Raw genomic sequence first — 22,829 nt, 5'->3', positions numbered from 1 at the left:
CGTCTTTAACCAGGCGTTTAGGTCGGAATTGAGTTAAAATAAGCCACTTTGATTTAAACGCATAAACGGAAGTCTATTATGAGTCCTCGATTAGAACGCATTGCCCAACTTAAAAGCCTGCTAACGGAGCGCGTAGTCGTGTTAGACGGGGCGATGGGGACGATGATTCAAAACCTGCAATTGTCCGAAGACGACTTCCGTGGAGCGCGTTTTGCTGATTATCACATGGATATTAAAGGCAATAACGATATTCTGGTGCTAACCCAGCCGCAGTTAATTCGCGATATTCATTTAAGCTTTTTGCGCCAAGGTGTCGACTTGCTGGAAACCAATTCGTTTAATGCCACTACGATTGCGCAAGCCGATTACGATATGGAATCGCAGGTACGTGACATCAACTTGCACGCGGCTCAGGTCGCGCGCGAAGCTTGTGAGATCGCGCAAAACGAAGACGGTAAACCTCGTTTTGTTGCCGGGGTGCTCGGCCCAACAAACCGCACGGCTTCGATCTCACCAGATGTAAACGATCCAGGCTTTCGCAACACGCATTTCGATGAATTGGTAGAAGCTTATGTGCAAGCCACCCAAGCTTTATTAGACGGTGGCGCAGATGTGATTTTGATCGAAACCATTTTCGATACGCTAAACGCCAAAGCCGCCATATTTGCGGTCAAACAAGTCGAAGATACGCTGGGCGAAGAAGTGCCAATTATGATTTCTGGCACGATTACTGACGCCTCTGGCCGTACCTTATCTGGCCAAACCACCGAAGCCTTTTATAACGCAATTCGTCACGCCAAACCTTTAAGCATCGGTTTAAACTGTGCGTTAGGGCCGGAAGAATTACGCCCTTATGTGGAAGAACTCAGTCGCATTTGTGAAACCCATGTATCGGTTCACCCCAATGCGGGCTTACCGAATGAGTTTGGCGAATATGACGAAACTCCCGAACAAATGGCGGCCGAAGTAAAAACTTGGGCCGAACGCGGGTGGTTGAATATTATCGGCGGTTGCTGTGGCACCACGCCGGATCATGTCGCCGCGATGGCAAAAGCGGCGCTCGCGTTTGCACCTCGTAACATTCCTACGCCTAAAATCGAATGTCGTTTGTCCGGCTTAGAGCCGATGAATATTGGCGAGACCAGCTTATTTGTAAACGTGGGCGAACGTAATAACGTGACGGGGTCGGCCTTATTTAAGCGTTTGATTATTGAAGATAACTACGAGCAAGCCGTCGAAATTGCGGTAAAACAAGTCAACGATGGCGCGCAAATTATTGACGTGAATATGGACGAAGGCATGTTGAATGCTAAAGCCTGTATGACACGTTTTTTAAATATGATGGCGGGTGAACCCGATGCCGCGCGCGTGCCGATTATGATTGACTCCTCCAAATGGGAAGCGATTGAAGCCGGTTTAAAGTGCATTCAAGGCAAAGGCATTGTTAACTCGATCTCACTAAAAGAAGGCGAAGAAAATTTCCTCGCCCAAGCTAAAATGATCCAGCGTTACGGTGCAGCCACGATTGTGATGGCGTTTGATGAAGACGGTCAAGCCGACACCTTTGAGCGCAAAAAAGAAATTTGTAAACGCTCTTACGACTTATTGGTGGCCAACGGTTTCCCACCGGAAGACATTATTTTTGACCCGAATATTTTCGCGATTGCGACCGGCATTGAAGAACACAATAACTACGCGATGGACTTCATCAATGCGGTCGATTGGATTAAGAAAAACCTACCACACGCGCTGATTTCCGGCGGCGTCTCCAACGTGTCTTTCTCTTTCCGTGGTAACAACCCGGTGCGTGAAGCGATTCATTCGGTATTCCTCTATTACGCCATCCAAAAAGGCATGGATATGGGGATTGTGAATGCCGCGCAAATGGCGGTATACGACGATCTAGATCCAGAATTAAAGCAAGCCGTGGAAGATGTGGTGTTGAACAAGGACTCCGGTGCCGCCGATCGTTTGCTTGAGGTGGCCGAAAAATTCCGTGGCGATGGCTCGGTTCAATCAAAAGAATCCGACATTCGTTGGCGCGAAGCCAGCGTTGAAAAGCGTTTGGAACACTCGCTCGTTAAAGGTATCACTGACTATATTGAAGATGATACCGAAGAAGCTCGAACCACATTAGGCTCGCCATTACAGGTCATCGAAGGCCCGTTAATGGACGGCATGAACGTGGTAGGCGACTTGTTTGGTGCGGGCAAAATGTTCTTGCCTCAAGTCGTAAAATCGGCGCGCGTCATGAAGCGCGCAGTGGCCTATTTACAACCTTACTTAGAAGCCGAAAAAGCCAGTGGTCAAGCCAAAGGCAAAATTGTGATGGCGACTGTAAAAGGCGACGTCCATGACATAGGTAAAAACATTGTGGGCGTGGTGTTGCAGTGTAATAACTTTGACGTGATTGACCTGGGCGTGATGGTCCCGACCGAAAAAATTCTCGACACCGCCATTAAAGAAAACGCCAATGTGATCGGCTTATCTGGCCTGATCACGCCGTCACTAGAAGAAATGGTGAATGTCGCTAAAGAAATGCAGCGCCGTGGCATGAATTTGCCCTTGTTGATCGGTGGGGCCACCACATCGAAAGCCCATACCGCCGTTAAAATCGAACCACAATATGATCATCCAGTAGTCTATGTAAAAGATGCCTCGCGCGCGGTTGGCGTAGCGCAAAGCTTGATTTCGAATGATCTTAAAGTCGATTATGCCGCTAAAATTCGTGCTGAGTATGAGCAGCTGCGTGAAGAACGTAAAGCGCGTTCTAAGCAAGTTAAACGAACGCCTTTAAACAAGGCACGCGAAAACCCGATCCCAGTTGATTGGACAAACTACGTCCCACCTAAACCTAGCTTTTTGGGCACCAAAGTATTTGACGACATTCCATTAACGGAATTGTTAGATCGACTAGATTGGTCACCGTTTTTCCAGTCTTGGGATTTACATGGTTTGTACCCGCGAATTTTAGACGACAAACTGGTGGGCGAAGAAGCTCGCAAAGTGTTTGCCGATGCTAAAACCATGCTGCAAACCATTATTAAAGAAAAATGGTTAACCGCACGTGCTGTGATCGGCTTTTACCCAGCCAATTCGGTAGTAGATGACATTGAACTTTATAAAGACGATAGCCGAGAAGAAGTGCTGACGCGTCTGCACAATTTGCGTCAACAAGCGGATAAAAAAGCGGGCCAGTACAACCAGTGCTTAAGTGATTACATCGCCCCCAAAGCCAACAAACAACAACCAGGCCTGGTGCTTGAAGATTATATTGGCGCATTTGCGGTTACCGCCGGTATTGGGATTGATGAACACATTGCGCGTTTTGAGGCCGCGCATGATGACTATCAAGCCATTATGCTGAAAGCCTTGGCTGACCGTTTAGCCGAAGCCTTGGCAGAATACATGCACGAAAAGGTGCGTAAAGAATTCTGGGGTTATGCCGCGGATGAACAGCTTACAAACGAAGAAATGATTAAAGAAAAATATCGCGGTATTCGCCCGGCCCCAGGTTATCCGGCCAACCCAGAGCACACCGAAAAAGGTACACTTTGGTCACTGCTAAAACCGGATAGTGAGATCGGCTTGGAGCTCACTTCGAGCTACGCTATGACCCCAACCGCAGCGGTATCTGGCTGGTATTTTGCGCACCCGGAAAGTAAATACTTCGGTGTCGGCTCAATCGGCCGTGACCAAGCCGAAGACTATGCCAAACGCAAAAACTGGACGATCCAAGAAGCCGAAAAATGGCTCGCCCCCAACCTTGGCTACGATCCTGAAGACTTTGCAAACTAGTCATCACCCTTGCTTAACTTGCAGTTCGGATTATTAAATCCGAGCTGCAAAACCAGGCCTGGTGGTCAGATGTTAAGCCATATTTGTAAAAACAAACCTCTTAGCGGCTTAACATCTCTATAGTTTCACGGCGTTTGTTAATGCGGACAAGATAGGTTTTACAAACATTGTTATCTGGCTCGACCATTAACACCGTTTCAAAACGCTCGATCGCCTCATCAAAACGGTTTTGATCAAAATACAACTCACCCTCTTTTAACAGCCTAGCCGTATTCGCTTTGATGGCCTGTTCCACATCCGCTTTAAGCGATAATGCATCACCATATGTGGGGTCGCTTTGCAAAATGCTTTCCGCTTCTTCAAGAGCCTTAACATAAAGTCCTTCATTTAAAAACTGCCGACCTTGCGTTAATTTGACCTGCGCATTGGCTTCACTACGTTGTTTGCGTAAATCAGCCAATAGGTTTTTGGCGGGTTGATAACGACTCTCTGCCGCCAAGGCTCTTTTAAGATAACCTTCGGCTTTTGGCAGTTGATTAGCCGCTAGTGCGTTTTTAGCCAGCGCGGTTAGGTAAATCGCATCTTTGCGCTTTTGCAACTGAACCAAACCTCGCGTTGCTTTTCTTTCTGTCACGCTAAATTTTTGCGCTTTCTTAAACTCGACTTCTGCGGCTTTCAAGTTGTTTTGTGCAAAGGCTTCTCTACCTTGTCGAAGATGAACCAGGCCAATATTTTTTTCTTGGAGATTTTGCTCATACTGTTCCATTAAGTAGGCAAACGCCTGTCGATGATCATGTCGCAGATTTAAAACCTCTTTAACCTTTTGATCTAGCTGACGACGTTCTTTTCTTAACGGCTGACTCTGACTGAGTAATTGGTTTAACTCGGCCGTTTTTTGGGTCAATAGCGCGGCATTTTTGGGGTTTTTCAACAACAAATCATATTGTTGTTGTGCATCTTCGTAGTAGGGATCAATCTTTAAAAGCTGGTTAAACTCAACCAATGCAACCTGCTCTTTTTCTTGTTGCAAAGCGCGTTTAGCACGGGCATAAATGGCTTTGCGTTCAGCTTCAATTTGCTTTTTCAAGTTGTCAACTCGCGCCGTATCTATGCCCGCTATATCACCAAAAAATAAACCTTTTTCATACTCTTCTTGCGCTTTCGCTAGAAAACCTTGCTGCTCGAAAAACAACGCACGCTCTCGATGCTCTTGCGCTTCTTCAATCACACGTTCGTAAAGATCGAGTTTTTGTTCTGGACTTAAGGCCTTAAACACCGGCGCACAACCGGATAACAGCAGCGTCACCGTAGCAAGATAAATAATCCACTTATTATTCATAAGTCACCCTTTTGAATTGCAACCACGGTCAATGGTTGACTAAACCCTTTAACTTTAATAGAACGCTCAGAATTCACACTTAAGTTACTGGCCGATTCAACAAATAGCGATTGTTGGATTAACACTTCGCCCGGCGTGGCTTCAGAGCACAACCTGGCCGCTAAATTGACAGACGCCCCGATACTGGTAAAGTCCATCCGATCGTTTGATCCCATATTGCCCACGATCACTTCACCACGGTTAATGCCGACCCCCACATTCACCGTCACTTGTTTCGCCTTAGCGCGCACGATGTTTTCTTGTGCAATGGCTTGTTGAATTGCTACGCCGGCTTCAAGTGCGCGTTGCAAGTCGCCGTCTCCTTCAAAAGTCGCCATAATTTCATCACCGACAAACTTATCTATGTCACCGCCGTGTTCACGAATAATCATAGCCTGCAAATCTAAATAATGATTAATAATCTCGACTACCTCTTCCGGGGCACGATGCTCGCTTAGGGCGGTAAAGCCACGAATATCACTAAACAACAGCGTTTGAGTTCGGTAACGCCCACCCAGTGTCACCTGAGCGGAATCATCCTGAATCTGGGTCATAGCGGAGCCGGATACAAACTTGCTCATCCGTTGATGCTCCCTTAACCCTTTCACCATCTTATTAAACTCTTCAGCCAAGCCCTCAATTTCATCGTTGGTGTTGATGTCGAGTTTCGTATCCAAATCACCTTCAGCTACATCTTTAGCGGCTTGGGAAACGCGTAAAATCGGTCGTGTTAAACGTAATGAGAACCACCAGGCCAGCACAATCGATAAAGCCAAAATAGCCATGGTGATCAAGCTGGAAATTTGGGCGGCATGGCGAACCGGACCTAGGATCGCCTCCTGGTCATAATGAAGAACCACCGCACCGACCACATGCTTTTGCTCGCCCACACTGAATATAACCGGCCTCACAAAGCGGATAGCCTGGGCCGCATGGCCATCCTCGTGATAAGCCACAGAGTCACGTAAAACTTGGCGATCTTGACTGGCTAAAATTTGGCTAATTAAATGAGTATCCTGTAACGCATCATGTTGTTCAGCGAATCCAGCGAAATAATTAAAACTGGGTTGCTCTTGATTGCGTTCATAGACATAAATAGAGATGTCCAAAAACCCTTCCATTTGGGCTTCTTTAGTTTCTTTAAGCATTTCTAATAGGTTTACACGGTTGGCATACGTTCTTTCAACAATCGCGTTAAATGAAGCATCAGCAATCCTGGCGACTGCCATCTGTCCAACTTCGTAGGCTTTCTCGGTTAATGAACGCTCAAGCAATCCAGTCAAAAAATGACTTAACAAACCCACAGCAAAAAAAACCACCAGCACCATACCGCCGATAATCTTAAGCTTCAAACCCCCTTGACGAAGCAGATGTCGATAGACTCCCGCCCAGTCTATCGACTTGAACTGATGTAGTGTTTGTTTTAATTTATGTTTGTTTAGCATCTCAAGCCTTATTAAGTCAATAACAGCGCATTTATGCGTGATAAGTCACATTTTATAAAATGTTTATAAAAGCCATGTGACAATTTCTTAAACGAACGAAAAAAACTTAAAACTATTCGGTCTAAGTAGTATGCGCCTTTCTCAAATTAAACCAAGCTTAAATCGACGCGGTATTCTACATCATTGATTCTTACAACCAAGGTGCATTTTTCATGTTGGCTAACCGCACTTTAGCCTTTCCTACGAACATTCATACAACCACCGTTTCATTCGCGACCATATAACAACGCTTCATGTAAAGTTCGTTTTAGTCTTACGGTGTTGATATTATCTAATGTTGTTTTCAGGACTTACTGGTTATCATTTTATTAAATTTCATATTTGTGACACGGAAAGATATAGAGGATGCCTTCTAATAGCCCCCGACTAGTGCTATTGTAAATTTTCTAAACCCAAACTGGTAATTGTACCCGGGCAACCCAGCTTTATAATGTGTGTCCGTAGGCGCTATGGAACTTGTGATGCAATACTATTCTCTAGATCAATTAGGCTGGAAACCCTTTTTCCAACATCAACTCTCACTTGATGAGTTAGAAAACTCAACTCCAGCGCGAGTGTTTGGAGTTGAGCGTTCTAATATTTTTCTATTAACCGCAGATGGATCATGTTCCATTGCCATCACAAAAGCCATTCCCGATTTAGCTGTTGGCGACTGGGTTTTAATTGATTCCGACCATCGATTTATCCGTTTGTTAGACAGAATGTCTTTATTTTCTCGAAAAGCAGCGGGAACAAGAGTTTATCGTCAATTGATTTCCGCTAATGTGGATACGGTTTTAATTGTCAGCTCATTGAACGATGACTTTAATTTAAACCGTATAGAACGTTATTTAGCACTGACTCATGAGGCGGGGGTTGAACCGATTGTTCTACTCACAAAAGCTGATTTATGCGAATCTGCCGAGACATTTTTAGACGCAGTTCAGGCATTAGACAGCATGCTTCCGGTGTTTGCCGTGAATGCGCATGATCCAGCTTCACTGCAAAGCTTAAATCATTGGTTATCACCAGGGCATACACTGGCCTTTTTGGGCTCATCTGGAGTCGGCAAGTCAACGCTGGTGAACACCCTGCTAGGAGGTCAGATACAAGAAACGCACTTTATTCGAGAAGCTGATAGTCGAGGACGTCATACGACCACCTCTCGTTCAATTCACTTAACATCTTCTGGTGTACTGCTCTTAGACACACCGGGTATGAGGGAGTTGCAACTTGTTGACTGTAAAAAGGGCGTAGACCAAACATTTACGGATATTTCGGATTTAGCGATGCAATGCCGGTTCTCGGACTGTCAGCACAAATCCGAACCAGGTTGTGCCGTTCTGGCCGCGATTCAATCTGGAAAAATCGATGAACGACGCTTGATAAACTATCAAAAGTTAATGAAAGAGCAAGCTTGCAATACCGCAACCGAAGCTGAGAAAAGGGTACAATCCAAACAGCTCAGTAAACTAATTAAATCTGTTAAAAACATCAAGTAACAACACATCAAAGCATATTAATATTGCGCTTAATCTAAGAGCTACCAGGCTTAGTGCCTTTTAGACTCCTAGTGAAAACGCTACAGATAAATATTGGTCACTCCACACAAAAAAGTGAGAAAAGACAATGCCACTCCAAATCTTAAGCCACTCACCAAATGATATCCCTGAAATTCAAGCGATGGTCACAAGAACCTTTAGCGATTCTGAAGGGGCTGAGGAAGGGAAACGGATTGGTTTTTTAGCGTTTGAACTGCTGACACAAACACCTGAACAGGACGTATTTTGTTTTTTGGCCAAGGAAGATAACAACATTATTGGCTGTATTATTTGTTCACGTTTGTTTTTTGCACATGGCTTACAAGCTTTTATACTTGCTCCGGTAGCCGTCACCACTGAGTTTCAAGGCCAACGTATTGGTCAACAATTGATTCAATTTGGTTTACAAAAATTAAAGCAGAACGGCATTGAACTCGTATTCACCTATGGTGATCCAAACTATTACAGCAAAGTCGGTTTTCAAACGATTAGCGAACAACAAATTCCTGCCCCGCTAAAACTCACCTATCCACAAGGTTGGTTAGTGCAATCCTTAACCAACAAGGCTATTCCCCACATTAGAGAAAAACCAAGCTGTGTTCCCGCCCTTGCCAAACCTGAATATTGGTAAACAAATTACGCAATTTATGCCCACAGGGATAACGCCTGAAACTTAAGACCCATTGATCGGTTTTAAAATATTTTTAGCAACCAGGCCTGGTTGTTGTTAAATTAAGTTATCAATATCAGAATATCCTGAGAAAGGGGATGATATGCTTAAGGTCACGGTAAATAGTAAATTGGTCGAAGTCGAGGACGGCACAACCCTCTTAAACGCCGCTAAAGCTGCAGGCGTGCATCTGCCTACACTTTGTTATCACCCGCGCTTACCTTCTCATGGTGTGTGTCGCATGTGTTTGGTGGATGTCAGTAGCGAAAAACGCCCTCAACCAGCCTGTATCACGCCCGTCAAAGACGGCGATGTGGTGGTGACCGATTCGGCGGAGTTAACTGAATTTCGCAAAACCGATCTTGAGTTTCTACTGGCGCGCCACCCAAACGATTGCATTCGCTGTGAAGTCAATGGCTCCTGTCAGTTTCAAGAATTGGTGAGTGAGTATCAATTAGAAGATCGCTGGCCCAAACTTGAACGCGGCTCAGAAGACCATCCTGAACATCATCTCACCGATCATACCTCGCCCAGTATTTGGCGCGATCTTTCCAAGTGTATTGAATGTGGCTTATGCGCCGAAGCTTGCGGTGATGCAGGTCAACAACAACATATTATTGGATTTGCCGAAGGCGGTTCTGGGCGCATTCCGGTCACGGTATTTGATCAATCCTTAGCCCAAACCAACTGTATTTCTTGCGGTCAATGCACGCTGGTATGCCCGGTTGGGGCATTGATTGAAACCCCACATTGGCACGAAGTATTACACACTTTGGATAATCACCGTCGTGTGTCGGCGGTTCAAGTTGCGCCGGCCACGCGAGTGGCGATTAGTGAAGAATTTGGCATGAAACCCGGCACAATCAGCACCGGACGCATGGTGAATGCCTTGCGCCAGCTGGGGTTTGATTATGTGTTTGATACCAACTTTGCGGCGGATTTGACTATTATGGAAGAAGGCACAGAGTTTTTGGGCCGCTTGAAAAGCCAGCAAAACTTACCGCTGTTAACGTCTTGCTGCCCGGGCTGGGTGAACTGGGTGGAAATTAATCGACCCGACCTTTTAAGCCATTTAAGCACCACAAAATCTCCGCAACAAATGCACGGCGCGCTCACCAAACGTGGCGCTTTTGCACGCTCGCTTGGTGCGGAGTTTGCCGAAGGCCAAGCGGAACCCTATGTGGTCAGCGTGATGCCTTGTACAGCCAAAAAAGATGAAGCCCAACGGCCAGGCGTATCGGGCGATATTGATCACGTATTAACCACACGCGAATTGGCCCGAATGATTAAAGCCCGAGGCATTGCGTTTAATGCTCTACCCGAAGATGGCGCGTTTGATAATCCATTGGGTGAAAGCACCGGGGCGGCGCAAATATTTGGTGCATCGGGCGGCGTGATGGAAGCCGTGGTTCGCACCGCGGCGCATTTTATCGGCCAACAAGATAATATGCCGCTGGAATGGCAGCAAATGCGCGGCGTGGCACAAGGGGTTAAAACCGCCGATATTCCTGGCGTGGGCAAGGTCGCAATTTGTAACGGCATCGCCAGTGCTCAAAAGCTGTTTGCTTCGGAAACCTGGCGCGATGAATTTGTCGCAATTGAAGTCATGGCTTGTGTCGGTGGTTGTTTAGGTGGCGGAGGCGAGCCAAAATCGCTCGATCCGCTCGTCCTAGAAAAACGTATGCAGGCTATTTATAGCATTGACGCCAATTCGCCGCGCAGACGTTCTTATGAAAACCCGGATATTCAAACACTTTATCAGACCGAGTTAAATCAACCCGGCTCTGAGCAGGCGCATGATTTATTACATACTCATTATGCGTCACGCCACTCTAAGCGACTTTTATTAATGCGTTTTCTGGATTGTGTTGATCGGCGTGCCGGTCAAGAAGCCGCGGCCTTATTTCATCCCGACGCGACTTGGCAGACCGCTTCGCCATTGGGCGAAATTAAAGGTCGCTCTAATATTCAAGCCTTGATTGAACAACGCTTACCGGCCAGACATTATGCGACCCACTATCAACGTCACAAAATGGCATCGCGAGCTGACCATGAAGACTTAAGTGTGATTACGCCGAACGGTGAACTTTGTCGTTTCCATATCGAAACGCAACCGATACAAACAAGTTCAGATACTCAATATTACATTACTCGCCTAGTTAGAGAAGTAACTTAACGACAAAATCAATCACCAGGCCCGGTCCTTAATAAAGTTTATTTATACCCTATAAAAAAACCTAAGCTTGAAGCTACTGATACTTCAGGCAAAATATGCATAAAAGTTTCTTATAGGGTTTATAAAATGGAAATATCAGTTTGGGCTGGCTGGATTGCTGGTATCGCGATCGGTCTTTTCGTTATCAGTCACTTTTGGCTACTAGGTAAGCCAGCCGGTTGTTCAACTGGCTATGGCAATCTTTGCGGGCTAGTCTGTCGCAAAATCAAGTTCTTTCGCATGGGCGAATACAGCAACCTTAACAACTCAAAACTTTGGTTTTTGATTGGCATTCCAATTGGCGGACTAATTTCAGCCCTAACTTCGGCCGACAGCTGGCATCTAAGTTTTGATATGGGTATGTATGATGCGATTCTGCCGCAAACCTATTCCGCTAAAGCGATCTGGTTGGTGTTTGGCGGTATGTTATTAGGTTTTGGAGCGCGACTCGCGGGCGCTTGCACCACCGGTCATGCATTAGTGGGTGGCGCAATGCTTAACCCTCCTAGCTTATTAGCTGGGGTGGTGTTCTTTGGCAGCGCGTTAATTACCACTCACCTTTTATTTGGGTTGTAATCATGAAAGTCTTGAAAAAAGTAAATCTATTTGCCCTCATTATGGGTGGACTGTTTGGTTTTTTAATGAGCCGAGCCGGTGCCACCACCTATGACTATCACGCCAAAATGTTCTTGTTTATTGATTTTCAGTTAATGGAAGTCATCGTCACCGCCGTCGTCGTCGCGATGATTGGTGTTTTCTTACTCAAAAAATTTCAAGTCCATTCCATCGCTACCGGCGAACAAGTGGACTTTGTTAAAAAGCCCTATCAGCAAGGTTTGATTTTAGGCGCGATGTTGTTCGGCATCGGCTGGGGCATGACCGCCGCCTGCCCAGGCACCATTCCGGCCATGATGGCCGAAGGCAAAATCGGCGCAATCTTTACGTTTGCTGGCTTACTATTAGGCACCATGGCTTATGGCGTGTTGCAAACCTATATTCACTACGAACATCCTACAAAATAAAGCTTTTTCATGTCAGGCTAGGAGGATTGCGCAAACTACAGGAAAGAGCGTTTTTCCCCTGCGAGCTGGCCTTAAACAGCAAGATGACGGGGATAGGGTTTCAATACCCTATAATAATCCAAAAGATCCTTATACTAACTGATAGGTTTTTATGACAAAACAAGAAGAAGAGTTTGTTCACTTTGCATCATGTATTGCAGCATTAAATAGTGCATGGTTAACAATAAAGAGCATAAAGGAACAAGCTGGTAACACATTAGTAGGACCAGCATTCAGGTTTGCACTAATCGAATACTCAAAACCTTACAAAGTATCCTTCGGTAATAAAAAATGGATGCTAGACACAGAGCATATACCTGATGAAATGAACGACCTGCACAAGCGAATAATTGAGGCGCGCGATCAAATACATGCCCATTCTGACTTAACCGTAATGGAGGCGCAGGTATATATTTATGAGATTAATGGGCACAAGTATTCCGGCATTGTTAAAAATAAAATTACAGGTTTAGAAGAACTTAAAAATATCGACGACATTCAGTCACTCATCGAAAAAACTCTTAACAGTATGTATGTAAAGGAGCAAGAGCTTGAAGCCAAATTGCCCCTAACAAAATACTTAACCGACGGTGCTAACGCAGTGGCCTAGCTTAATTGTTATAAAACAAGCACACCGTGTGTCGCACAAGACAAAATCGAGTTATAAACAATAAAGCTTTGATAGGCCTGACCACCAGACCTGGTGGTTTCCTGACTGTCGTTAATGCCTTTGAGATGGTGTCACTGGTGGGCGTGCTGGTCTGGTCTCGCGCATGGGCTTCATTCCTCTAGGCGCGATATGATTTAGCTGACGTGTTTTAAACAATTCATTTACTCGCAAACCTTGATTCGGCTTTATTGACTGCCGCATGGTTTGTGGCCAATCTTTAAGCCATGAGCGCATTTCAATCCGGTTTAGAATCTGCCAGCCCTGCTGATCTTGCTGCAGTTCAAACAACTGTAATCCAGCGGGCGAAGTCTGTTGCAACCCTTGAACCTTAACCCCTTCTAGCCACCAGCTATCGCCAACACGTTGAGGTTGGCCTTGAATTATTAGGCGTTGTGATTCGAGCTTTTGAGTTCGTATAACCGGCTCAACACTTGTTAAACGCGGAACTTTGTTTTCGGTTTTAAACTGCAAACGCACTAGCTGTCCTTGTTGGGGGTTTTGGGGTAGCTGAGTTGTTTCCAGTTTTGTACCGGCCACCGTCCAGCTTTGGTCTGACGCTTGGTTTAAAATCGCTTCCACATAAGCCTGTTGGCCTGGTTGTGATTCGATGCGTGTCGCATACCAGGCCTGGTTGTTCGAACCGCCAAAGCTGTTGATGCGCACAAATTCGCCAACCTTAAGTTGCTCCAAGCCTTGCGTGTGTTGATCAAGCTGTATGGTCTGACCCAACACTTGGATGGTCTGATTGTCTTTATCAACCTGGTTAATTGGCCCTTGAATCGGCCAAAACACTTCTACTCGTTCGGCTAGATCCGAGTTGTCTCTCAATTTAACACTGACTTGGTGGCCAATTTCGAGCTGGTCTAAATCAAAAGCTTCTGTCTGACTTGATACTTGGGTTTGCTGATCTAATTTAATGTGTAGGCCATTCACCCAAATACTGCCAAATCCGGTGACCACGCCTATGACGCCTGTGCCGCCAAAGCCACTATCATTTATTAAGCCAGTTCCACCAAAGCCCGAATCGTTTTCGTCCGATGCGCTGGGCACGGTCAAGCTGGCGATTGAGTTGGGGTGGGTTTGGCAGGATGTGTTGAGCATTAAAACCAGCAAAAAGCTGACAAAACCTAGACGTTTTAGCAAATTGATCACGACTGACCCTCCTTAGGTGGCACAAGGTCATCTATGTCTGATCGATACAAATATACCCCAAGATGAGCCACGTGCAATTTATCCGACGGTTTCTCATTTTCGGCCAAAGCTTGGGCTTTAAGGTTGAACTCTGAAAGTAGCTTCATGGATGCTTGGCGACTCCAGTCATCCAAGATGTCAATTGATTCAGACGAGAGCTTGTTGTAATAAACCGCGCGTTCAAACATTACAGGCTGATCAGGTTCGTTCTCAAGATTATGCGCCACCGCATTCAAATGCGCGGTGAGGTTTTTTTGCGCAAAGAACAGTTTTTCATCTTGATCTTCAGAAGGTACATACGCGGTTTGAGTAAGGTGCACTTGATCATTTTCGTCTATTCGCGCAAATCCACGTGCCAACCAATCATCTAATATTGAACGTGGATGCACATCCTTTGTTACCGAGCGCACCAAACCTTCAAACGACATATTTTGACTCTCCAATCCCACTCTCGCTAACGGCTTCGGCTGGCCTTTTGGGTCAAGTAGGGACGGTTGGCTTAACCAAATTGACACGATTTGTGCGCCAATACCAGCCTGCTTAAACTTTGCGCTTAACTCTGGATCGTTATCTAAATTTCTCAGGCGTTTGACCTCTTTACGATTGAGCCCGGTTTGTACGCTAATTAAGCTATCTGTCGGTGTTTTTGCATGACCAATACTTTGCTCCGCGACCTGGACATAACTGGATTTAACCAGTTCAATGAACAGTGGGTAAGCCACCCCTTGCTTAAGCAGCATACGTATCAATGGCCGTAACACTAACAGCACCATTTTGATAAAAATTGAAGATTCCGAGTGAGTCACATTAAGCGTTCCAATATAAATTTTGCACTATGATACCAAAATAAGATTGACATGGGATAATTTCCCATATAGAGTTTTAACTGAAATGGGAAATTATCCCATACAGTCATTATTCAGGAGATTTAACCATGAAACTTCAACCATTATTTTCAGCCGCTATTTTGTTTTCTGTCAGTGCATTTGCTTTTGCCGCTCCGGGGGCGAACCCGCAGGGCCCACAGACTCCAGTGGGTAGTTCACAACCTCAATCACAGCAACAAATGCAGATGATGCAGCAGCGGGTAGAGCAAAATAGACATATGATGCAACAACGCGTAGAACAAAACATGCAAAATATGCAGCAGAAACGCTCGCAGAACCGTGAACAATTAGAGGATGGTGAAGGCGTGCAAACCCAGAACCGTGAACAAACCAATCAAATGGATGCCACGGAGTAACCATCACTTGCTAGCCAAACTGTTTGGCTAGCAAAAATCCACCTCAAACCGGATATTATTTTTATGTCTATCCAAAAAATTAGCCTGCTCATTTTTGTGAGTTTGGTCACTATGCAAGCCCAAGCTAACACCTATATTTCTTCAGGTGTTTACTATTTAAACGGACAAAATAACCTAACCGATCAAAATCCTGTCACATCTTGGAGCGTGCCATTCAGCATATCAACCTATCAAGATGCATGGCAATATAGTATTTCCACCTCATGGAATAGAATGACGACTGAGCAAAACCAGGTTAGTCAAACCGTGAATGGCTTGGGTGACACCTATTTGAGACTGGGCTATGAATGGATTCAATACCCCTCCATTACAGGAGCACTGATTTATAAACTGGCCACCGGTGATTCAAATAAAGGCCTTAGCACAGGAAAAGATGATCTAGGTCTGCAGGTGCAACTCTTTCAGCCTATCAAACAAAGCAGCTCTGTATTTGGCCACTTAGGCTACAGCTTTAATGGCAAAGTATCTGGTTCTGATATACAAAACACGGGGTCTGCGTCGATTGGTCTAGGACATCAACTTAGCTCCAACTTGTTATTAGCTGCATCAACCAGTTATCAGCAAAGCCAGTATCAATCATTAGACGATCAAGTATCTGTAGAGGCATCACTGAGCGTTCTACTCTCGCCGCTGATTAGCTTTGGCGTGTTTGCTGGTTATGACAATACTGAAACTACGACACTTGGACTATCTATTAGTCGAAAGCTTTAAATAGCCGCAAAAACCATCTTTCGCGTTATAGATTGATTTTTAATGAAGTCGATCGTTTTAGCTAAAAACCAAATCATAACGACGGTATTTATTTGATTTTTCATAGCATTTAGCCAAAAAAGAGTTTGATTTTTGCAGTATAATCCGCTTCTTTATTTTTAGTTAGTTTCTACAGGCTTTATTCATGACCACCGATCATATTCGTAACATCGCAATTATCGCTCACGTTGACCACGGCAAAACCACATTGGTTGACCAACTTTTAAGACAATCCGGCACATTGGACGCCCGTAAAGATCACGGCGAGCGCATGATGGACTCGAATGATCAGGAAAAAGAACGTGGTATCACGATTCTGTCAAAAAACACCGCTGTTCTATGGAACGACTACCGCATCAACATCGTTGACACCCCAGGTCACGCCGACTTCGGTGGTGAAGTAGAGCGTATTTTGTCGATGGTAGATTCGGTTCTATTGTTGGTAGACGCGGTGGAAGGCCCAATGCCACAAACACGTTTTGTAACCCAAAAAGCATTACAGCAGGGCTTGAAGCCAATCGTTGTGGTTAACAAAGTTGACCGCGATGCGGCTCGTCCTGACTGGGTTGTTGACCAAACTTTCGATTTGTTTGACCGTTTAGGTGCGACTGACGAACAAATGGATTTCCCAATCCTATTCGCTTCTGGTTTTAATGGTTATGCTGGTTTTGATGCGGATGTACGTTCAGGTGACATGCAGCCGGTTTTCCAAACCATCGTTGACAAGGTTTCACCACCGGAAGTTGATCTGGGTGGACCTTTCCAGTTGCAGTGTATTTCTTTGTCTTATGACACATATAAAGGTGTTATCGGCACGGGTCGTATCAAGCGTGGTGCGGTTCAGGTCGGTATGCCAGTAGCAGTTGTCGATAAAGATGGCAAAAAACGTAACGCAAAAGTGGCTGAGTTATTTGGTTTTAACGGCCTTGATCGCGTGAATGTTGAAGAAGCTCACGCCGGTGACATCGTTGCATTTAGCGGTTTAGACCCGCTAAATATCTCTGATACCCTTTGTGATCCAAACCACCCAGAAGCATTACCGGCTTTGACCGTTGATGAACCAACGGTAAGTATGACTTTCCAAGTTAACACCTCACCGTTTGTAGGTCAGGACGGGAAACTTCTTACTTCACGTCAAATCCGTGAACGCTTGGACAAAGAGTTATTAACTAACGTAGCACTGCGTGTAGAAGACACCGAAGATGCAAACAAATTCCGTGTATCTGGCCGTGGTGAACTTCACTTGTCAGTGTTAATTGAGAACATGCGTCGTGAAGGATTTGAGCTTGGTGTGTCTCGTCCAGAAGTTATCTTCCGTGAAGTGGATGGACAAGTTCAAGAACCATACGAAACTTTAACCGTTGATGTACCAGAAGAAAGCCAAGGCACCGTGATGGAGCAGCTTGGTATTCGTAAAGCTGAAATGACGGACATGGTTCCGGACGGCCAAGGTCGTGTACGTATCGACTTTATCATTCCTTCACGTGGTTTGATTGGCTTCCGTACTGAATTCATGACCGCGACCCAAGGTAACGGCCTGATCTTCAGTAGCTTCTCTCATTACGGACCTAAGTTTGAAGGTACAGTAGGTGAGCGTACGCGTGGTGTATTGATTTCAATGGGTACGGGTAAAGCGCTTGGTTTTGCTCTATTCAACCTTCAGGAACGTGGTCGCCTATTTATTGGCCATGGTGATGAAGTATATGAAGGTCAAGTAATCGGCTTGCACAGTCGCGCAAACGACTTAACTGTTAACCCACTTAAAGGTAAGCAGTTGACCAACATGCGTGCATCAGGCACGGATGAAGCCATCGTTCTAACACCGCCAATTCGATTCAGTTTGGAACAAGCCTTAGAATTTATCGATGAAGATGAATTGGTTGAGGTAACCCCACACTTTGTTCGTATCCGTAAAAAACACCTAACGGAAAACGACCGTAAGCGTCACAGCCGCGGCAGTAAGTAAGGCCTAGAGACGATGACGGCCCATCTCTACCCACCGATTGAACCTTTTCAACAAGGGTTTCTTGAGGTAGGAGATGGGCATCAACTCTATTATGAACAATCCGGTAATCCAACCGGTCAACCGATCGTGTTTATTCACGGCGGCCCGGGAGGTGGATGTTCCGCTCGTCACCGTCAATTTTTTGACCCACATTTCTATCGCATCATTCTGTTAGATCAAAGAGGTGCTGGACAATCACTTCCGCACGCTAGTCTCGAAAATAACACTACTCAACATTTAATCTCCGACTTAGAACAACTGCGTTTGCATTTGAATATTGCAAAATGGATATTGTTTGGCGGTTCTTGGGGCTCTACCCTTGCGCTGGCTTACGCACAAAGTTATCCACAGACTGTCCAAGCCTTAATTCTACGAGGCATTTTCTTATGTCGTGATCAAGATGTGGATTGGTTTTATCAAAAAGGGGCGAGTGAGTTTTATGCGGATTATTGGCAGGATTTCATCGCCCCAATCGAACAAAACGACCGGCAGTCCCTTGTACAAGCCTATTACCGACTCTTGACAGGTGAGGATGAGGTCGCCAGAATGCGCGCGGCAGAAGCTTGGTCAGTCTGGGAAGGTCGCACCTCTAATTTAAAAACGGATCCAGACATAGTGCAACATTTTGCGGATCCGCATCATGCGCTCGCGATGGCACGGATCGAATGCCACTACTTTATCCACAAGGCATTTTTGACACCAAATCAGCTGTTAGAGCAAGCCCATAAAATCGCACATATTCCAACGATTATCGTGCATGGTCGTTACGATATGGTCTGTCCAATCAATCAAGCCTTTGCTTTGAAAAACACCTTACCCAACGCCGATCTGGTTATTTGTGAACAATCTGGACATTCCGCATTTGAAGATGAAATCAGTCATGCACTCGTGTCTAGTACCAATAAATTCAAAACTCATTTTACTTTGCAATAAGCACCAGGCCTGGTGTTTAATATCCTAGAATGAGCTCAATCTGATTCGCTTGTTCGGATCAAATTACGTTATACTTCAAACATTCAAGTTAAATGAACCTATGTTGGGTTATTAACGAAATTCACTCGGGTGACAAGGAAACACAGATGAGTCAGCCACTTGACCAAAAAAGCTTAGCGCATCTTAAGAGCGTGATCGGTGATAGCCTCGCGCCGATCTTGCAAACCTACTTAGATATTACCCCCGCTTTAATAGATGAACTTGAAAAAGCCATTCAACAGGGCAATACTGCCGATATCAAACGCCATGCGCATACTTTAAAAGGCAGTTCATCAAATATCAGTGCGGTTGATCTTCCTAAGTTATGTCTTGAAATGGAATATTTTGGGCGTGACGGAGAAGTTCAAAAAGCGAAAGTTTTATTACCTAAAATTAAACACGCCTATAGCGAACTTGAAACCGCTCTTGGGCATTATTTGAACCCTTAATTTAACTTGAGGTTATCTCATGCAATACCAGATTACTGAAAGCGAAGCGCACCGCGCAAAAAACCCTCATCATATATTTAACTTAAATATCTTACTCACTCACTTATTTTTATCGCTTTCAGTTTTAAAGACCAGTGGCGAACCTTTAATGTTTGCCCTAATACCGCTAATTTCTGTCATGGTATTGAGTTATGTATATTTTCATGGTCAGAAAAAACGTCAATCAGACACTTGGTATGTAGCTGCTAACTGGGTATTGGCTTGGCGTCGAGGTCGCATATTAATTGCGAGTTATATCGCTGCAATTGTTATTGTTGGTGCCTACGAGCTAATACAGTTCATTATGCCGGGCGGCTTAGCGATGAATAACTTTTCAGACACAGGCGGTTCCACGCCCATTTTTGAAATTATCACCATGTTTTTTGGCGGGGCCTTAATATTTTTTGCAGTATTGATTACTTTCTTGCAAACCGGCATTTCAGTTTATGATGCCAGTAAAGGTATCATTGACAAAAATATTGCCCGATATATCCCGCGTGATGAGAAGTCTAACCCTGAGTTAGGTGAATTTAATGATCACCCAGAACCACAATAGGATCAGAATTTCGATGAAAAACCGTCCACTATATTGGGTAATCGCCCTAACCATCGTGTTATTTTTTGGTTTACTTTGGTTAGCGCCAGCCAATCACAGCGATATAAATCAAAACCAACTTCCGTGGAATGCCAGCTACGATGAACAAGGGCGCTTGCACGCGCTCGGCTTGGTACTGAACCAATCTACCTTAAGAGAAGTAACCGATCTATACGGACGCGACATCGAAGTTAAATTATTTGAAATGCAGGATGGTACTAAAACCGCCGAAGCTTATCTTGGTTCCACTTACATTGGTACCATTCATGGCGCGTTGGTGATTAAGCTGGCATTAAGCGAACAAGAATTAGAAGCGTTTTATGAACGCGGGGCGCGCACCACCATTTCCAAACAAGGTGCTCGTCAAATCCAGCTCAATAATCAAGACACCTTGGCCTTATTTGATTATCCAATTAACGAAGTCACACTCGTGCCACGTCGCAACTTATCACGCGAAGCGATTATAAAACGTTTTGGCGAAGCTGAAGAAATTCAGAAAATGGATGATGGTCTAGAACGTTGGCTTTATCCACAAATGGGCTTAGAACTGGTTCTACTAGAGGGCAGTAACGATATTCTGCGTTATCGAGCAAGCAACGATTAATGAAAGATTAGGTAAGAATCTGTCCCGACCACCAGGCCTGGTGGTCGGGACAGATTCTTAAGCGAACTTAATATTTACCTAATTCCAGCACCGTTTCGGCGTGAATTTTAATTTGGTCATCAATGATCTGCGCCGCTTTAACCGTCACATAATAGCTGTTATTTTTGCCGCCAGAACAAGGTGGCATATACGCACCGGCTTTATCCCATTTTGGATTGCGATGGGCTTCGATCATAAAAAAACCTTTCGGCAGTTTAAATGTGTGTCCGGTTACCTGTGGCACCCAAATGGAATCGACTTGATTATTTATAGCAAAGCCGAATTTTCCGTGACCACCATTATCCATGGGTTTATGGCTGCGATCGCTGTATTCAAAAATTAACACATTGGTTTGTTCTGGCATTTCGCTGATCATCAACGCTGGAGTTCTAGGTCCTTCACCACCAAACTTTTGACACTGCATACCTTTCGGTACCATTTTTCCATTCCAAGCAGGGTCGGCCAACTCGGCTACCAAAGCTTGCGAAGGTAGGGTAAAAAAAAGCCCTAACCCAGCGATTAATATAGATAAAGTCGATTTTTTCACCGTAAACTCCTTAATTTTATTTATCTGGCCAACGCAGATGGACTGGCCTAACCAAATTCTACTCTTAACCTTTCAGCTAGGTAAACAGATTGCTCGCTTTTTTGGGTGATCTACTGTAAGCTTGGCGATCCTTTTTACCCGCGATTTGGTTTGGTTGTCAGATTCAGGTCGCACTTACTTTATGAGACTTGAATATGAAATTTACCGAGCTAGGTTTAGCCGAAACACTTGTGCGCGCCGTTAATGACGAAGGTTATACATCGCCCACCCCTATCCAACAACAAGCCATCCCTTTAGTATTAAAAGGTCACGACCTGATGGCCGCGGCTCAAACTGGTACGGGCAAAACCGCCGGTTTTACTCTGCCTATGTTGGACTTGTTAGCCAAGGGCGAACGGCCGGCCGCCAACCAAGTACGCGCTTTAATATTGACCCCGACGCGTGAATTAGCCGCACAGGTTCACGAAAGCGTGGTGAATTATGGTCAACATATCAAAGCCAGTTCAACGGTGGTTTTTGGTGGCGTGAGCATTAACCCACAAATGATGAAATTACGCCGTGGTGTAGACGTTTTAGTCGCAACACCTGGTCGTTTATTGGACTTGTATCAGCAAAATGCGGTCAAATTTGACAAGCTAGAAATCCTAGTTTTAGATGAAGCTGATCGTATGCTGGACATGGGTTTTATTCACGACTTGAAACGCATTGTGAAGGTGCTACCTAAAAAACGTCAAACCTTAATGTTTTCGGCCACCTTTTCGGGCCAAATCCGTGAGCTAGCTAAACAGTTTTTAAACCAACCGTTAGAAGTATCGGTAGCGGCACCAAATGTTACCACCGAATTGGTTGAACAGACCGTGATTCCAGTGGATAAAGCACGCAAAACAGAATTATTAATTCACCTAGTCGCCACCAATCAATGGCAACAGGTCTTAGCTTTTAGCAAAACCAAACACGGTGCAAACCGCATGACTGAAAAACTGGCGGCGGCCGGAATTCCAGCGGCGGCCTTGCACGGTAACAAAAGCCAGGGCGCACGCACGAAAGCACTTGCTGACTTTAAAGCTAATAAAATTCGTGTGTTAGTCGCGACCGATATTGCCGCGCGTGGTATTGATATTGACTTATTGCCACACGTTATCAACATTGATTTGCCGAATGTCGCGGAAGATTATGTGCACCGTATTGGCCGTACCGGTCGTGCCGGTTCAAAAGGTGAAGCCTTGTCATTGGTAAGTGCGGATGAAGTTGAATTGTTAGCCGCGATTGAGCATTTAACTGGCAAGCTATTAACGCGTCGTTATGAAGACGGTTTTGAGCCAAAACATGAAGTGCCGGCAACGTCAATGGACCGCAAACCAAAACGCCGTCCGGCTGCGAACGGTGGCGGCAATAACCGTAGTGGTCGCCGAGGTTCAGGTGGACATAAACCCACTGGTGCAACCAAGCCTAAAACCACGCGTTGGCCAAGTCGTGATCGTGCCAAAACACCATCACGCGCCAAAACCGAGTCTTAAG

The 22,829-nt window shown here is 45.2% G+C and carries 20 protein-coding genes; 15 read left to right on the top strand and 5 right to left on the bottom strand.

Going from position 1 to position 22,829, the window contains the following annotated elements; translation table 11 throughout:
- Positions 1 to 78: 78 nt before the first annotated feature.
- Complete coding sequence (metH, locus tag N746_RS0101265; protein WP_029933551.1) at positions 79 to 3,798, top strand: methionine synthase; 3,720 nt, start codon at positions 79 to 81, stop codon at positions 3,796 to 3,798.
- A 100-nt stretch (positions 3,799 to 3,898) separates the two neighbouring features.
- Here the strand turns inward: metH and N746_RS0101260 are convergent, their stop codons facing one another.
- Both N746_RS0101260 and N746_RS10535 read right to left on the bottom strand, forming a co-directional pair.
- Positions 3,899 to 5,137, bottom strand: coding sequence for a tetratricopeptide repeat protein (locus tag N746_RS0101260; RefSeq protein WP_029933550.1), 1,239 nt, complete (start codon positions 5,135 to 5,137; stop codon positions 3,899 to 3,901).
- Entirely contained in the window at positions 5,134 to 6,621 is a 1,488-nt protein-coding gene (locus N746_RS10535; RefSeq protein ID WP_051678436.1) for an adenylate/guanylate cyclase domain-containing protein, read from the bottom strand. Before N746_RS10535 ends, N746_RS0101260 begins: the two co-directional genes overlap by 4 nt.
- Before the next feature lie 521 nt (positions 6,622 to 7,142).
- On the opposite strand from N746_RS10535, the gene rsgA reads away from it, so the two are divergent.
- From rsgA to N746_RS0101225, 6 genes are all read left to right on the top strand, one after another.
- Positions 7,143 to 8,162, top strand: a complete 1,020-nt coding sequence (rsgA, locus tag N746_RS0101250) for a ribosome small subunit-dependent GTPase A (protein ID WP_245603314.1) — start codon at positions 7,143 to 7,145, stop codon at positions 8,160 to 8,162.
- 127 nt (positions 8,163 to 8,289) lie between these two features.
- The gene (locus tag N746_RS0101245; protein WP_029933547.1) at positions 8,290 to 8,832 is read left to right on the top strand and encodes a GNAT family N-acetyltransferase; all 543 of its coding nucleotides are present in this window, start codon (positions 8,290 to 8,292) and stop codon (positions 8,830 to 8,832) included.
- Between the two features lie 142 nt (positions 8,833 to 8,974).
- Positions 8,975 to 11,047 carry a [FeFe] hydrogenase, group A gene (locus N746_RS0101240; protein ID WP_029933546.1) on the top strand — a complete coding sequence of 691 codons (2,073 nt, stop codon included), beginning with the start codon at positions 8,975 to 8,977 and terminating at the stop codon, positions 11,045 to 11,047.
- A gap of 126 nt (positions 11,048 to 11,173) precedes the next feature.
- Positions 11,174 to 11,662: a YeeE/YedE family protein gene (locus N746_RS0101235; RefSeq protein ID WP_029933545.1), complete on the top strand. Its 489-nt coding sequence runs from the start codon at positions 11,174 to 11,176 to the stop codon at positions 11,660 to 11,662.
- A gap of 2 nt (positions 11,663 to 11,664) precedes the next feature.
- On the top strand, positions 11,665 to 12,108 hold the full coding sequence (locus N746_RS0101230; protein ID WP_051678435.1) for a DUF6691 family protein: 444 nt from the start codon (positions 11,665 to 11,667) through the stop codon (positions 12,106 to 12,108).
- 151 nt (positions 12,109 to 12,259) lie between these two features.
- The gene (locus tag N746_RS0101225) at positions 12,260 to 12,757 is read left to right on the top strand and encodes a hypothetical protein (RefSeq protein WP_051678434.1); all 498 of its coding nucleotides are present in this window, start codon (positions 12,260 to 12,262) and stop codon (positions 12,755 to 12,757) included.
- Positions 12,758 to 12,868: 111 nt separating this feature from the next.
- Here N746_RS0101225 and N746_RS0101220 read toward each other — a convergent pair whose 3' ends face one another.
- On the bottom strand, positions 12,869 to 13,969 hold the full coding sequence (locus N746_RS0101220; RefSeq protein ID WP_029933542.1) for a DUF5666 domain-containing protein: 1,101 nt from the start codon (positions 13,967 to 13,969) through the stop codon (positions 12,869 to 12,871).
- Positions 13,966 to 14,814: a DUF6502 family protein gene (locus tag N746_RS0101215; RefSeq protein ID WP_051678433.1), complete on the bottom strand. Its 849-nt coding sequence runs from the start codon at positions 14,812 to 14,814 to the stop codon at positions 13,966 to 13,968. The genes N746_RS0101220 and N746_RS0101215 overlap by 4 nt, the downstream gene beginning before the upstream one ends.
- Before the next feature lie 128 nt (positions 14,815 to 14,942).
- Between N746_RS0101215 and N746_RS0101210 the strand changes: the two genes are divergently transcribed.
- The 7 genes from N746_RS0101210 (at position 14,943) to N746_RS0101175 (ending at position 20,725) form a co-directional block, all read left to right on the top strand.
- On the top strand, positions 14,943 to 15,251 hold the full coding sequence (locus tag N746_RS0101210; RefSeq protein WP_029933540.1) for a hypothetical protein: 309 nt from the start codon (positions 14,943 to 14,945) through the stop codon (positions 15,249 to 15,251).
- 63 nt (positions 15,252 to 15,314) lie between these two features.
- Positions 15,315 to 16,022, top strand: coding sequence for a hypothetical protein (locus tag N746_RS0101205; RefSeq protein WP_029933539.1), 708 nt, complete (start codon positions 15,315 to 15,317; stop codon positions 16,020 to 16,022).
- 184 nt (positions 16,023 to 16,206) lie between these two features.
- The gene (gene typA, locus N746_RS0101195; protein ID WP_029933538.1) at positions 16,207 to 18,027 is read left to right on the top strand and encodes a translational GTPase TypA; all 1,821 of its coding nucleotides are present in this window, start codon (positions 16,207 to 16,209) and stop codon (positions 18,025 to 18,027) included.
- 12 nt (positions 18,028 to 18,039) lie between these two features.
- Positions 18,040 to 18,999, top strand: a complete 960-nt coding sequence (gene pip / locus N746_RS0101190; RefSeq protein ID WP_029933537.1) for a prolyl aminopeptidase — start codon at positions 18,040 to 18,042, stop codon at positions 18,997 to 18,999.
- A gap of 146 nt (positions 19,000 to 19,145) precedes the next feature.
- A complete protein-coding gene (locus N746_RS0101185) occupies positions 19,146 to 19,487 on the top strand; it encodes an Hpt domain-containing protein (RefSeq protein WP_029933536.1) in 342 nt (113 codons plus the stop codon).
- A 19-nt stretch (positions 19,488 to 19,506) separates the two neighbouring features.
- Positions 19,507 to 20,082 (top strand): hypothetical protein, encoded by a 576-nt coding sequence (locus N746_RS0101180; RefSeq protein WP_029933535.1) that lies wholly within the window; start codon positions 19,507 to 19,509, stop codon positions 20,080 to 20,082.
- Between the two features lie 13 nt (positions 20,083 to 20,095).
- Positions 20,096 to 20,725 carry a hypothetical protein gene (locus tag N746_RS0101175; RefSeq protein ID WP_245603312.1) on the top strand — a complete coding sequence of 210 codons (630 nt, stop codon included), beginning with the start codon at positions 20,096 to 20,098 and terminating at the stop codon, positions 20,723 to 20,725.
- Between the two features lie 67 nt (positions 20,726 to 20,792).
- Here the strand turns inward: N746_RS0101175 and N746_RS0101170 are convergent, their stop codons facing one another.
- Positions 20,793 to 21,311 (bottom strand): hypothetical protein, encoded by a 519-nt coding sequence (locus N746_RS0101170; protein ID WP_029933533.1) that lies wholly within the window; start codon positions 21,309 to 21,311, stop codon positions 20,793 to 20,795.
- Between the two features lie 194 nt (positions 21,312 to 21,505).
- On the opposite strand from N746_RS0101170, the gene N746_RS0101165 reads away from it, so the two are divergent.
- Positions 21,506 to 22,828, top strand: a complete 1,323-nt coding sequence (locus tag N746_RS0101165) for a DEAD/DEAH box helicase (RefSeq protein ID WP_038125817.1) — start codon at positions 21,506 to 21,508, stop codon at positions 22,826 to 22,828.
- Position 22,829 lies beyond the last annotated feature (1 nt).

The organism is Thiomicrospira pelophila DSM 1534, assembly GCF_000711195.1.
Taxonomy (GTDB): domain Bacteria; phylum Pseudomonadota; class Gammaproteobacteria; order Thiomicrospirales; family Thiomicrospiraceae; genus Thiomicrospira; species Thiomicrospira pelophila.
Note: the sequence above shows the minus strand (reverse complement) of the source record. Positions and strands in the feature narration are given on the sequence as shown.